Below are 14,156 nucleotides of genomic sequence, written 5' to 3' on the forward strand. Positions count from 1 at the left end.
GACTCGTTATCGGGATCACCAAAACAGTAGGAGGGAGGGTTTCTCTCGGCCACACTGACGGCTGCAAAGAGCAAAACGGTAGGAGAGAGGGGTTCGCGCCGCCCGAACTGCCGCCGCAACCAGCAGAACGGTAGGGGAGAGGGGTTCTCTCCACCACAAATGCAGCGGCAACCAACAAAACGGTAGGAGAGAGGGGTTCTCTCCGCCCGAACCGCCGCCGCAACCAACAAAACGGTAGTAGAGAGGGGTTCTCTCCACCCCAATTACAGCTGCAACCAACAAAACGGTAGTAGAGAAGCATCCTCTCCACCCAAACCACCGCCGCAACCAACAAAACGGTAGGAGAGAGGGGTTCTCTCCACCCAAACCACCGCCGCAACCAACAAAACGGTAGTAGAGAGGGGTTCTCTCCGCCCGAACCGCCGCCGCAACCAGCAAAACGGTAGGAGAGAAGCCGCCTCTGCACCCAAAAGACCACCGTAATCAACAAAATGGTAGCAGATCGCCAGCCCCGCCCACAACCTTCAACAAAATAACAAAAAAGCAGCACGGAGGCCATCCCCCATGCTGCTCAAACAAATATCTCTTATTGTTTCTGCACCGCCCACTCTTCCACATTCCACACCTTCGTCACCCAGTCCTCATAGAAGCTAGGTTCGTGGCATACAAGGAGAATGGTGCCCTTATAAGCTTTGATAGCACGTTTTAATTCTTCTTTCGCTACCACATCCAAGTGGTTCGTCGGCTCGTCAAACAGCAGCCAGTTGCTTTCGTGCATCATCAGCTTGCATAATCTTACCTTTGCCTGCTCTCCACCGCTCAATTGGTTCAACGGACGGGAAATATGCTCGTTCTTTAACCCGCAACGAGCCAAGATAGCGCGTACCTGGTGCTGATCAAGGGAAGGGAACTCGTTCCATACGTCATCAATCGGCGTGATATCCTTCGCTTTTACCTCCTGCTCAAAGTAGGAAGGGAAAAGGAAGTCACCGCGTATTACGGAACCGCCAAGAGGATCTATTTTACCCAAGATCGTCTTCAGTAATGTCGACTTACCAACTCCGTTGCATCCGACGATTGCAATCTTATCCCCACGCTCAATTTCCATTGTAAGCTTCGGCAATAATGGATCAGAGTACCCAATCTCAAGGTCCTTTGCTTCCACCACATAACGGCTGCTTGCACGGGATTCTTTAAACTCGAACGTCGGTTTTGCGGCTGTCTCAGGACGGTCAATACGCTCCATGCGGTCCAGCTGCTTCTGACGGCTTTTTGCACGGCCTGTCGTAGAATAACGAGCTTTATTTTTCGCAATAAAGTCTTCTTGCTTCTTAATGAATTCTTTTTGCTTTTCATAAGCGTTAATATGCTGATTTTTGTTAATTTCCGCAAGCTCTAAAAACTTTTCATAAGACGCTGTATAGCGAGTTAGCTTGGAGAACTCTAGGTGGAAAATCACGTCCACCACACCGTTCATAAACTCGGTATCATGTGAGATCAATAGGAATGCATGCGGGTATTCTTTTAAATACGAGCTTAACCAACGGATGTGCTCCACATCCAAGTAGTTCGTCGGCTCATCCAGAAGTAATACTTGCGGCTGTTCCAACAACAGCTTCGCCAAAAGAACCTTTGTACGCTGTCCACCACTTAACGCAGCAACGTCACGTTCAAGCCCGATTGCGTCCAAACCAAGACCGCGAGCAGCTTCTTCCACCTTGATATCCAAGTTGTAAAATCCACCGGCATCCAGATGGTCCTGGATTTCGCCCATTTGCTCCAAAAGCTCTTCTAACTCTTCCGGAGTGGCTGTTCCCATTTTATCGGTAATGGCATTCAGTTCTTTTTCTTTTTCATATAAAGGCAAGAAGGCGTCGCGCAGGACGTCTCTGATTGTTCTTCCAGGTGTCAGGACTGTATGCTGGTCCAAATACCCGTAATGTACACCAGGAGTCCACTCAACGCGCCCTGTATCGTATACAATTTCTCCTGTGATGATATTCATCAACGTCGATTTACCAACCCCGTTTGCCCCAACAAGACCAACGTGTTCACCAGCTAACAGGCGAAGGGAAACATCTTTAAATAACGTACGGTCGCCAAAGCTGTGGCTTAACCCATCTATGCTCAATAAACTCATGTTTGTATCCATCCTATCTAAAAAAATATCTACTTTTCATCATACTAAAATTTTCTAGGAATGGCTATGTGGGAAATGAAAGAAGTTTCTTCCTCCTTATTTAGAATACCTATACTAAAATCTACCAATCTACTATAAAATAAAAGTAGATAAAAAGGGATGGTGGGGGAATCGGATGAAGAGACGGGCACCGTGGATTATTGTAATAGCTATGCTAGTAATAATAGGGAGTGGCTTTGTGCCAACAGGGTTTGATGTGCTATTTGCAGGGAACCCATTTAATCTAGATGAGTTTGTTCAGTATGAGGGAGGATCCGAACTCGACGGTGATTTGGGGATGACCTATGTAGCCAGCCTTCAGAACAGCAAGTGGCCAATAATGATTTTTACGCATTTTTTTAAAGAAGGGGTAGAGATTGTTCCATCCGTTTCCGGGCAGCAGGACATGGATTATGATGAGCTGGACTACAAAAATAAACAAATGATGGAGCAATCAAAAATAAAGGCAGAGTACATAGTACGCGGGATATTGGGAGAGGACCCGAAGCTTGAGTTGCTTGGGTTTTATCCTGTATTTTACTTGCCAGATTGGAAGCACAAAGAAGCAATTAAAGTAACAGACCTTCTAGTAGGAATAGACGGAGAAAAGCTGGAATCCTATGACCATTTAGATCAACTAATTGTTGAAAAGAAGTCGGGAGAAACGCTCACATTGTCGCTAATACGAGAAGGTCAGGAAATAGAGGTCGATGTTACGACATACCCGCACAAGGATTATTACGGAAACACGGTGCTCGGAGTATTTTTCGAAGAAGTATTTGATTCATCAAAGGACGAAAATATTCAATGGAAAAACATCGAGAACCTTGGCGGACCCAGTGCCGGACTGATGATTACCCTCACACTTTTAGACAAAATGATGGAGGATTCCCTGCTAAAAGGAAACGCGGTAGCCGGTACGGGGACTATCACCATTGATGGAGAAGTGGGACCGATTGGCGGCGTGAAACAAAAGGTGATAGGAGCTGCCAATGCAGGGTTTGACTACTTCATTGTTCCACTAGATGACGAGTGGGAAAAAAATGAATCGATTGCGAGAAAGACCATAAGCGAAGAGGGTTTAGATATTGAACTTATTCCAGTAGGGACAATAGAAGATGCGGTGAATGCGTTAGAGAAGCTTCCGAAGAAGAAGTGAAGGAAATAAGGTGGTTTAACAAGTGTAGAAGTGGGGAGAAACATGCTTAGTGTTCAAATTGGAGCGATTTTACTAGTTATATTGTTAGGCTATATTTCTGCGAGAAGAGAATACAAAAATTTTACAATGGAAGAAAAAGAGCAAGTAAAAAAGGAGCTAAGAAATCCTATATTAGTCTTCCACATACTACCTTATATTGGATATTTCCTCTTTTTTATAGGACTCGTCTTTAAAATTAACGCTTTAAAATATATCGCCTTTTTATTAATGGGGTTAGGTTGGATAATTGACGGAGCTGAGATATGGAAAGCAGATAGTAAACAGGGGTTAATATTAATTTTACTAGGGTCTATAACATTTTTAGCTACAACGTTTTTAGCCTTGGAATTTCTTTTTAACTTTTCTCTTCTATAAAAAAATAACAGCAATTCAATGTAAAGGGTGTTTATTATGGGCCACCAAATGATTTTCCCTGAATTAGAGACTAATAGATTAAAATTACGAAATGTAAACGACACTGATGCCGATTTTATCTTCAAACATTTCAGTAATGAAAAGATATGTGAATTTCTATACGATGAAGATATTTTTACGAAAAGAGATGACGCTATCCAATTGATAGAGTGGTATAACAATCCAGAAGAAAAAGGATATAATAGATGGGTTATTGAAAGAAAAGACAGCAATGAAAAGATAGGTACCTGTGGATTTCATTTATGGGACAGAACCAATAATATAGCAGAAATAGGGTATGATTTGTGGTATGAGTTTTGGGGAAGCGGATATATGAAAGAGGCATTGATTGCAGCAATAGAGAGTGGCTTTCGTAACATGAAATTAAATAGAATAAATGCATACGTCGCTTTGGAAAACGAAAAATCTTCCAATACATTAGAAAGTTTAGGTTTCGTAAATGAAGGGATATATCGAGACAAACATCTGTATAAAGGCAAATACTATGACCATTATTCGTTTTCACTACTAAAGAAAGATTGGAACAATCAATAGTTCTCTAACAACCGAACTCCTTACCTGACAATGTCTTCTCTTTTTGACTACCCTCACGCAATATGTAAAGATTAGAAGACAAGAAGCTTGAAAGGATTGTTACTATGCCAAAAACTGTCGTCCTTGCAGAGAAGCCCTCTGTAGGTAGAGATATAGCAAGAGTATTAAAATGCACAAAAAAAGGAAACGGATTTTTTGAAGGGGACAAGTACATCGTCACTTGGGCGCTTGGTCACCTCGTTACCCTGGCAGATCCAGAAGCCTACGACGCAAAATTTAAAGCGTGGAAGCTAGAAGACCTGCCGATGCTGCCAAATGAAACGAAGCTCGTCGTTATCAAGAATACAAGTAAGCAATACAGTGCAGTAAAAGCACAGCTTACACGTAAAGATGTAAATGAAATTGTCATCGCAACCGATGCCGGCCGTGAAGGGGAGCTTGTGGCCAGATGGATTCTAGAAAAAGCTCGCATTCAAAAGCCAGTGAAGCGACTTTGGATTTCCTCTGTCACAGACCGCGCAATTAAGGAAGGCTTTGCGAAACTTCGTGATGGAAAAGAATACGAAAACCTTTATTACTCTGCAGTTGCCCGAGCAGAAGCGGATTGGGTAGTGGGGATGAACGCCACAAGAGCCTTGACCACTAAGCACAATGCCCAGCTTTCATGTGGGAGAGTCCAGACACCTACGCTTGCCATGATTGCCAAACGGGAAGAAGAAATCAGAAGCTTTGTTCCGAAAGAATTTTACGGTATGAAGGCCACCACAGAAAAGGGATTCCAGCTCGTATGGCAGGACGCTAAAACGAAGGAACGAAGAAACTTCAACATGCCGTCAATGGAAAGCTTGCACTCCAAAGTAAAGAACCAGGATGCGAAGGTAACCGACATAAATAAAACCGACAAGAAAAGCTACGCGCCCGCTCTATATGACCTGACGGAACTTCAGCGTGATGCCAACCGCATCTTCGGCTATTCTGCAAAAGACACGCTATCAATCTTGCAGCGCCTTTACGAACAACATAAAATCGTTACGTACCCAAGAACGGATTCCAGGTACATTTCCACTGACATGGTAGATACGTTAAAAGAGCGTGTGGAAGCGATTCGTGCACACTCTTACAAGCAGATTGCATCCAAATTACTCACGAAACCTATCAAAGGGAACAAGTCCTTTGTGAACAATGAAAAAGTGACGGATCACCATGCGATCATTCCGACAGAGGAAGCAGTCTTGTTAAGCAAGCTATCCGACAAGGAATACAAGATTTACGATCTGATTGTGAAGCGATTCCTTGCTGTACTATTACCGCCTTTCTTATATGAACAGACGAATATCACTGCTTCCATTGGAGCAGAACAGTTTGTGGCAAAAGGCAAAACGGTCATCTCTCAAGGTTGGAAGGAAGTCTTCAGCTCCATGGAGGAACAAGAGGATGGAAGTGACGGACTTTCAGATCAGCTGTTGCCAAGCCTGAATAAAGGCGACGTTTTGCCAGTCCGGAAGATCGAACTGACTTCGGGAAAAACAAAGCCGCCTGAACCATTCAACGAGGGTACATTGCTTTCCGCGATGGAGAATCCTGCAAAGTACATGGAACAAACGGACCAGAAGCTTGTGAAAACGCTTGGTGAAACAGGCGGGATCGGCACTGTTGCTACTAGAGCAGATATCATCGAGAAGTTATTCAATAGTTTCTTGATGGAGAAGCGCGGCAAAGGCCTGCACATCACATCTAAAGGGAAACAGCTGCTGAATCTTGCACCGGAGGATCTAAAATCCCCAGCCTTGACCGGAGAATGGGAGCAAAAGCTTGGCATGATCGCAAAAGGACAGCTGAAAAAAGCAGCCTTCATTAATGAAATGAAGGCTTATGCGAAACAGATTGTTCATGAAATAAAAAATACGGATCAAAAGTTCAAACATGACAACCTGACAGGTAAACGTTGCCCAGACTGTGACAAGCCGATGCTTGAAGTGAACGGGAAAAAAGGAAAAATGCTCGTATGTCAGGACAGAGAATGCGGTCATCGTAAAAATGTCTCCAAAGTGACAAATGCACGTTGTCCGAAATGCCGTAAGAAGTTGGAATTGCGTGGAGAAGGGGAAGGTCAGATGTTCGCGTGTGTTTGCGGACACCGGGAGAAGTTGAGTACCTTCCAGGAACGACGTAAGAACAATGCCAACCAGAAAGCGTCCAAGCGTGATGTAAATCAGTACATGAAAAAGCAGAATAATGATGAGCCGGTGAATACTGCACTTGCGGATGCATTGGCGAAGTTGAAGTTGAAATAATGATTGGGGCCGCACTCTGTGACTAAGAGTGCGGCTATTTTTATGTTTGGGGTTTATTTTTGGGGATCGCTCGCCCGATATATCAAGAAAACTTTGCAGGATATCAAGAGATTCCACAATATATCAAGAAATCTCAAGTTTTATCGAGAAAAATTTAAATATATCAAGAAACGGCCCCTCCTCCCTCCTCCTAAAGCTGGTCAGCCCACCACCACAGCTAGGCTTTCACTCACCCAACCCCTCCGGCATAGGCTAAATAGAATCGCAATTGTAAGATAACCTACCATTGAAAGGGTGTTAGATCTTGGCGGGGAAAATTTTAAACTATTATGCTGGCGGAAATACAGCACGTGGATTTTATAGTCTTTATGAATCGAACATAGAAGGATTGGACCGGATTTTTATTCTCAAAGGCGGACCAGGGACAGGGAAATCATCGTTAATCAAAAAGATTGGGAAAGTCTGGAATGAGAAAGGGTATGACATTGAACTGCTTCATTGTTCATCTGATATAAAATCGGTGGACGGGGTGGTCATCCGTGCGCTTGGTATTGGGATAGTTGATGGTACTGCACCGCATGTCATTGAACCGAAAGCGCCGGGGGCAGTGGAGGAATACGTCAACCTAGGCGAGGCGTGGGACTCCAAGTTACTTGCCGAACAGAAAGCGGAAATACAACACCTAGCAACCAAAAAGAAGGAAGCCTTCCAGACGGCTTACCAAACTTTTGCGAGAGCCCTGAAAATACATGACGATTGGGAAAGATACTATATTCATAATATGAACTTTGAGGCTGCAAATAAGCTGACACAGGATCTTGTGGAGCAATTGTTCCAAGGTAAGACAATAGATAAAAAAGCGGATGTTAGGCATCGCTTCTTAGGTGCAGCAACCCCGGCAGGAGCAAAAGATTTCGTGCCAAATCTGACAGAAGGACTCACACACCGCTATTTTATAAAAGGTCGTCCGGGTTCGGGGAAATCCACCATGTTGAAGAAGCTCGCTAAAGCCTCCGAAGAAAAAGGGTTTGACGTGGAAGTCTATCATTGTGGGTTTGATCCATACAGTTTAGACATGATTATTTGCCGAGAGCTTGGTTTCGCTATTTTTGACAGTACAGCCCCGCATGAATATTTCCCAGAGCGAGAAGGAGATGCCATTGTCGATATGTACGATATTACCATTCGTTCAGGGACAGATGAACGGTATGAAAGGGATATAGCTCTTGTAAAAGAACGTTATATAGAATCCATGCAGGAGGCCATTGGGAAATTGGCAGAAGCCAAAAGCTGGCACGGAAAATTAGAAGAAATCTATGTAAAAGCTATGGATTATGGTGTGGTGGATAAGTGGACCAAAAGAATCCAAGCAGAAATAGAAGCCATAGCAAATAAAAAATAACGTCACTAAAAAAGGTGAACAGCACCTAAATGCTGTTCACCTTTTTACATTTTCCCAGGAAATACGTCAAAAATCGACTATATTTCCACAGTTACTTCTACCCCGTAGTGGTCCGAGACAACTTCTCTGTTTCTTCCGTTGAAAACCACATTAGAAGATAGGACCTTAACAGGAGAGCTTGCCAGAATTAAATCAATCCGCAAGTCCTGCTTGTTCTCATCCCAACCAGCTATACTTCCTTCCACTGTCACACCTGAATCTTTTTCAGACGCAAGAAGATACGTATCATGCAGTCCAATTGTCAAAGTCAAATAATCATAGCCTTCTCCTTCAATATGGGCACTATTATTAAAGTCTCCCATTAGAAAATAAGGTTCCGTTCCCTTGACCTGCTCAAGTAGTTGCTCCATCTGATACTTACCTGGTTCCTCTTTATCATCCCACCAACCTAGATGGCATGTGTAAAAGGACAACTCCTCACCCTGCACTTCAACGGTCACACCAACAATTTTACGTGTTTTCCAAAAGTCAGTGTCCGTACTTCTTGATACAAAGAAGGAATGTTTCTTTTTGATAGGGTGTCGAGTCAAGATGGCAAGGCCTTCTTCGTATGTGTCATACCCCATGTGGGCGAAGTCCCAGACTAACTCGTAGTCTGAAACCCCAATTTTCTCAAGCTCTTGCTGTAAAACAAGGCCGAAGTTGTTTTGTTTAATGTTGCCTGTTACCACTTCGGCAGCGATGCTTTGACTAACCTCTTGAAGAGCGATGACATCGTATGCTTGTTCCTTAATGGCTCCCGCGATATGCTGTATCTTTTCCATTTGGTTCTCTTCCTGCCAAGAGTGGCAGTTTAAGGTTAGTAAATTCATCATTTATTACGCTCCCAACAAGTCTTGAATATCAGATTTGATTACATCTGCTTTCGGTCCGTAGATTGCTTGTACCCCGCGGTCTTTCACGATCAGTCCAAGCGCACCTTTTTCTTTCCATGCAGCTTCATTTGCAACTTTTTCTCTATCTTTTACTGTAACACGCAGACGAGTCATACATGCATCCACGTCTTCAATATTTTGTGCGCCACCAAGCAAGTCGATGATTGCAGGTGCCAAGGAATCTGCTTGTACACTTGCAGCTGCACCGTTACCTGCGCCTTCTTCTTGCTCGATATAGTTACCGTTACGTCCCGGAGTAGGGAAGTTGAATTTCTTGATCATGAAGTTCGCCACCGCAAAGTTCAAACCAAAGAATACTAGACATGCAACCACAAAGTTTACTAGATCTAACCATAAGCCAGCTTTTACAATCATTGGTGTGCGAGTCAACAACTCAATAACTCCGAACGCATGAACACGAATATCAATGATATCAACAATAGCGAAAGCAAGTCCTGTCATAATTGCATAAATTACATATAACACCGGAGCCGCAAACATAAACATGAATTCGATTGGCTCTGTAACACCAGTCAAGAATACCGCAAGACCTGCAGAGAAGAACATAGACTTATATTTTTTACGCTTATCTTTATCTACATTACGATACATCGCATACGCAATACCGATTAATGCCGCACAAGAAAGAATCATTTGTCCTACTTTGAAACGAGCAGGTACTACTTCACGTAAAAGCGCTTCATAAGATTCTGTGTCACCAGCTGCCAGGAAGTTGTTCAAATCAGCAATCCAAGCTAACCATAATGGATCTTGACCTGCTACAACTGAACCTGCGCTACCTCCAGTTAAAATAGTGTAAGTTCCACCAAGTGATGTGTAGTTCATTGGTACCGTTAACATATGATGCAAACCGAACGGCAACAATAGACGCTCAAGCGCACCGAAAATGAATGGCGCAATAATTGGTGCGCTGTCTCTAGATGAAGCAATCCATACACCAAAATCATTTAACAATCCTTGAATGAACGGCCAAACAACACTAAGTGCAATACCTGCGATAACAGAACCACCAATTACTACGAAAGGTACAAAACGCTTTCCGTTAAAGAAAGATAAAGAATCAGGTAATTTACTATAGTTATAAAATTTATTGAAAAGATTAGCACCAAGGAAACCAGCAATGATACCAACAAATACTCCCATGTTTAATGCAGGAGCACCTAGAACAGTTGTAAAGTAGTCACCTACAATAAATTCTTGTCCAAAAAGAGTGGTAAAAGTAGATTCAGGGTCTGCCACCATAGCGTTGTTAACCCCAAAAATTGCACCAGTGATACGGTTTATTAGAACAAAAGCAATCAATGCTGCAAAAGCACCGCCTGCACGTTCTTTCGCCCATGATCCACCAATGGCAACTGCGAACAATACATGCAGGTTGGTGATAATTCCCCAACCGATATCCTCCATCACTCTTGCAATCGTTTGCACAAGTGCGATGTCTCCGCCAGTCATGCCGACTAACTTACCAAGAGAAATCATAATTCCAGCAGCAGGCATAACTGCAACCACTACTAATAATGCTTTACCGAATTTCTGCCAGAAATCAAAAGACAAAAAGTTCTTCATAATAACAGCCTTCTTTCTATTATTGTTTCTATTTATTGTTGAAAACGAATTCATTTTAGTACAAATTAATGCACGTGTAGTGCAACCGTTTGCATTTTCCTATTGTATGGCATGATGGTGAACAATGCAAGTAGAAAATATTATTTTAATAATTTTTTAACAAAGTAAATTAAAATGTAAGAAAATTAATTATACATAGAAGAATCCAACTTTTGGTGGAAGTATATACAGCATAAGTGAAAACGGGTACACTATTTCCGTAATGCCAGATGAAAAGGAGATTTGAAATGAAAAAGTGGACTTTCTCTATGATACTTGTTTTAGTAATTGTGCTTTCTGCGTGCACAGAGGAAACAAATAATGTGGACACAGCCGACTCAGAAAAGGTTCCTGCTGATCAAAGTGGGGAAACGGTAACGGTCCTTATGAATATACAAATGGAAATGATTCAGACCATCCGCAAGCATCTTGAGCCTGTAACATCTTATGAAATGTCAGAAGGGGCAGGGGATCTTGAGGCAGCGGTTGAGTCTAGCAACCTCATTGCGAACGAACTTCGAGGGATTGAGATACCAGAAAATCTTGATAAGGATCTTCAGGTTGATATGAAGGATTCTATTGAGTTATTAGCTTTATATTTCGAAGAACGTGCTGCAGCCATGTCAGAAGGTTCAGATGGTGAAGAAGTGACAGCTGCATTGGAGAGTTTCCACCAAAAAATAGGAGAAACGTTTGAAGCGGCAGGCTTGCACGCTCCTAATTTTGAAAAGGATGTACAATAATAGTTTTTAAGCGAGACGCCTTCCAGGTTGGGGGGCGTTTTTTTTGGTATTTGCGCAGCCTTTGGGAAGGTGGGTGGGGATGTAGACGATGAAGACAGTTTTGACGTGATTTTTGAGTTGAGATTGTCTTCATAAGGTGGATGTAGACATTTACTACTGATTTATATCCCGATAGTGACTTCATCTTCGCCCGACCCTTACAAGACCTCCCAATAACCAACCAATCATTAAATCCCCAACCACCTAATAAGCTAATAATACAACAAGAGTATTTAGCCATCCGAAAGACTTGTCCATTCCCAAGTTTCGTGATAGGATTAGTCTAATTAATGTTAATTGAATAGTTAGTTTCCTTATCAAGAGAGGTGGAGGGACTGGCCCTGTGAAGCCCGGCAACCATACAGTAAAGACACCTACCACTGTATTGGTGCCAATTCCAGCAAGACAAACGTTCTTGGAAGATAAGTAGATGTGACGGGCTTGTACTCAAACTTCTTCTTATCGAAGGAGTTTTTTGTTTGTCTACATAAACAAACATTGAAGGGGGAAGTGTGAGATGAAGTTTGGGTTTTGGTTGCCGATTTTCGGCGGTTGGTTGCGAAATGTGGAGGACGAACAGATGCCTCCTACTTTTGAGTATGCGAAAAAGGTAATCCAACAGGCGGAACAGCTCGGGTTTGACACGACCTTGATTGCGGAGCTCTTTTTAAATGATATTAAAGGACCAAAAGAGGATACACTGGAAGCCTGGTCGACTGCCGCAGCCTTGGCAGCCGTAACAGAAAAAATAGAAATTATGACAGCAATCAGGCCTGGCTTTCACAACCCTGCCATTGCAGCAAAAGCAACGGCAAATATTGATCATATCAGCAACGGCCGCTTCACTCTCAATATCGTCTCGGCGTGGTGGGAAGAGGAGGCTCGTCAGTATGGAGGAATTTTCACCGAGCATGATGAGCGCTATGAACGTACTAAAGAGTTCATTGATGTTCTCAAAGGATTATGGACAGAAGACTCTTTTAGCTATAAAGGAAAGTACTATCAGCTAAAAGAAACAAACCTCCACCCAAAACCGGTGCAACGTCCAAACCCCATCCTTTATGCAGGCGGCGAGAGTCCGAAGGGGAAGGAAGTGATCTCCTCGCATTGTGATGCCTATGTGATGCACGGCGGTACAGTGGAGGAAGTCACTGCAAAAATCATTGACATGAAAGAAAAGAGAGACCAGACTTCCAATCCTCCTTTTCAATCCTTTGGGATGGCTGCCTATGTCATTTGCAGAGATACAGAAGAGGAAGCTCAAGCGGAACTTGCCCGGATTACCGCTGTAAAAGAATCCGACGCGTATGCTGGATTTAAAGACTTCACAAGCAAATCACAGCTAGAGCAACAAATACAATTGCAGGACTACTCTGTATCTAATAGAGGGTTGCGCCCAAATCTGGTTGGCACGCCAGAGCAGATTGCTACTAGAATAAAAGAATTCGAGAATGCAGGGGTGGACTTATTGCTATTGCAGTTCTCTCCGCAGCTCGAAGAAATGGAGCGTTTCGCCAAAAAAGTGATGCCGCTTGTTAATCCGAGGGCAAAAGAGCTTGCCCAATCATAAAATCTAGCAGAAAATACACTATCATATATGCATAAAATGGAGGCAAACATCGTGGAAAAAATCTATATTATTCATGAAAATAAAGAGTGGACGACACATTTAACTACTAGATTGGAAGAAATGGATTTGCCATATGAGGAATGGCACTTAGACGAAGGAGTGGTTCCTTTAACCGAAGAACCACCTAAAGGCATATTTTACAACAGAATGAGCGCCTCTTCCCACACAAGGGACCATCGATTTGCACCAGAATTAACAGGAGCTGTACTCTCATGGTTGGAATACCATGGTCGAAGAGTGCTGAATGGAAGCCGTGCCCTTCAGCTGGAATTAAGCAAGGTCAATCAGTATACGGCCCTTGAAAAAGCTGGAGTAAAGACACCGAAAACCATTGCGGCGGTAGGAAAAGAACATATACTGCAAGCAGCTAAACGAATAGAATCTGACTCCTTCATCACCAAACATAATCGTGCAGGCAAAGGGCTTGGAGTACAGCTATTCCATTCGACGGCTTCACTTGAAGAATACCTGTATGGACCTGATTTTGAAGAGCCTGTAGATGGTATCACGCTTATCCAAGAATACATTCAGGCACCTGAACCTTTTATTACTCGATGTGAATTTATCGGTGGGAAGTTTATGTACGCCGTTCAGGTCGATACATCAGAAGGTTTTGAGCTTTGCCCGGCCGATGCCTGCCAAATCGGGGACTTGTTTTGCCCGGTAGGCGAAGAAGTGGAGGAAAAGCCAAAATTCCGTATCGTAGAGGGCTTTGCCGACCCAATCATCGAAAGATATGAAAAGTTCCTGAAAGAAAATGAGATTCAGGTGGCAGGCATTGAATTTATCCGCAACAGTCAAGGGGAAATCTTCACCTATGACGTTAACACCAACACCAATTATAACGCAGACGCCGAAAAAGTAGCCGGCAAGTTCGGGATGCTGGAACTTGCTAAACTACTAGGAAAAGAGCTAGAGCGTGAAACAGAAAAACTCAAAGTTTACTAGGTTGTTTTTGTTAGGTAAATGGAATGATTAAGTTTTTAAGAACAAGTGGATTGGAGCGGAAGGCACTCGACTCCGGCGGGAGGTAGCGGTAGGTTGAGACCCCGCAGACTTGCCGAGGAGGCTCAAGCATCGCCCCGCGGACGGCAATAGCAAATGCATGAATCGAAAAAAGCTATCCATAAGTCCTCCTAAC

11 protein-coding genes and 1 riboswitch are annotated in these 14,156 nt (G+C 43.2%); of the genes, 8 read left to right on the forward strand and 3 right to left on the reverse strand.

The features are described 5' to 3' along the window. Window positions 1-586: 586 nt before the first annotated feature. Window positions 587-2,140, reverse strand: coding sequence for an ABC-F family ATP-binding cassette domain-containing protein (locus tag HF078_RS11735; RefSeq protein WP_169291337.1), 1,554 nt, complete (start codon window positions 2,138-2,140; stop codon window positions 587-589). A gap of 175 nt (window positions 2,141-2,315) precedes the next feature. On the opposite strand from HF078_RS11735, the gene HF078_RS11740 reads away from it, so the two are divergent. The 5 genes from HF078_RS11740 (at window position 2,316) to HF078_RS11760 (ending at window position 8,042) form a co-directional block, all read left to right on the forward strand. Beyond that, window positions 2,316-3,338, forward strand: a complete 1,023-nt coding sequence (locus HF078_RS11740; protein ID WP_169291338.1) for a S16 family serine protease — start codon at window positions 2,316-2,318, stop codon at window positions 3,336-3,338. Window positions 3,339-3,380: 42 nt separating this feature from the next. After that, complete coding sequence (locus HF078_RS11745) at window positions 3,381-3,752, forward strand: hypothetical protein (RefSeq protein ID WP_169291339.1); 372 nt, start codon at window positions 3,381-3,383, stop codon at window positions 3,750-3,752. Between the two features lie 36 nt (window positions 3,753-3,788). Continuing rightward, complete coding sequence (locus tag HF078_RS11750) at window positions 3,789-4,346, forward strand: GNAT family N-acetyltransferase (protein WP_169291340.1); 558 nt, start codon at window positions 3,789-3,791, stop codon at window positions 4,344-4,346. A 104-nt stretch (window positions 4,347-4,450) separates the two neighbouring features. After that, window positions 4,451-6,640, forward strand: a complete 2,190-nt coding sequence (locus HF078_RS11755) for a DNA topoisomerase III (protein WP_169291341.1) — start codon at window positions 4,451-4,453, stop codon at window positions 6,638-6,640. A 304-nt stretch (window positions 6,641-6,944) separates the two neighbouring features. Then, entirely contained in the window at window positions 6,945-8,042 is a 1,098-nt protein-coding gene (locus HF078_RS11760; protein WP_169291342.1) for a PRK06851 family protein, read from the forward strand. Window positions 8,043-8,119: 77 nt separating this feature from the next. Here HF078_RS11760 and HF078_RS11765 read toward each other — a convergent pair whose 3' ends face one another. Further along, the gene (locus HF078_RS11765) at window positions 8,120-8,914 is read right to left on the reverse strand and encodes an endonuclease/exonuclease/phosphatase family protein (RefSeq protein ID WP_169291476.1); all 795 of its coding nucleotides are present in this window, start codon (window positions 8,912-8,914) and stop codon (window positions 8,120-8,122) included. 6 nt (window positions 8,915-8,920) lie between these two features. Then, window positions 8,921-10,564: a PTS transporter subunit IIBC gene (locus tag HF078_RS11770; protein ID WP_169291343.1), complete on the reverse strand. Its 1,644-nt coding sequence runs from the start codon at window positions 10,562-10,564 to the stop codon at window positions 8,921-8,923. 287 nt (window positions 10,565-10,851) lie between these two features. Between HF078_RS11770 and HF078_RS11775 the strand changes: the two genes are divergently transcribed. The 3 genes from HF078_RS11775 (at window position 10,852) to HF078_RS11785 (ending at window position 13,963) form a co-directional block, all read left to right on the forward strand. Then, window positions 10,852-11,346, forward strand: a complete 495-nt coding sequence (locus HF078_RS11775) for a hypothetical protein (RefSeq protein WP_169291344.1) — start codon at window positions 10,852-10,854, stop codon at window positions 11,344-11,346. 350 nt (window positions 11,347-11,696) lie between these two features. After that, window positions 11,697-11,814, forward strand: a riboswitch (SAM riboswitch). 88 nt (window positions 11,815-11,902) lie between these two features. Beyond that, entirely contained in the window at window positions 11,903-12,955 is a 1,053-nt protein-coding gene (locus tag HF078_RS11780; protein WP_169291345.1) for an LLM class flavin-dependent oxidoreductase, read from the forward strand. A 51-nt stretch (window positions 12,956-13,006) separates the two neighbouring features. Then, complete coding sequence (locus HF078_RS11785) at window positions 13,007-13,963, forward strand: ATP-grasp domain-containing protein (RefSeq protein ID WP_169291346.1); 957 nt, start codon at window positions 13,007-13,009, stop codon at window positions 13,961-13,963. Window positions 13,964-14,156: the final 193 nt, after the last annotated feature.

Origin of the sequence: Bacillus sp. RO2, from assembly GCF_012911845.1 — a bacterium.
Classification (GTDB): Bacteria; Bacillota; Bacilli; order Bacillales; family Bacillaceae_I; genus Sutcliffiella_A.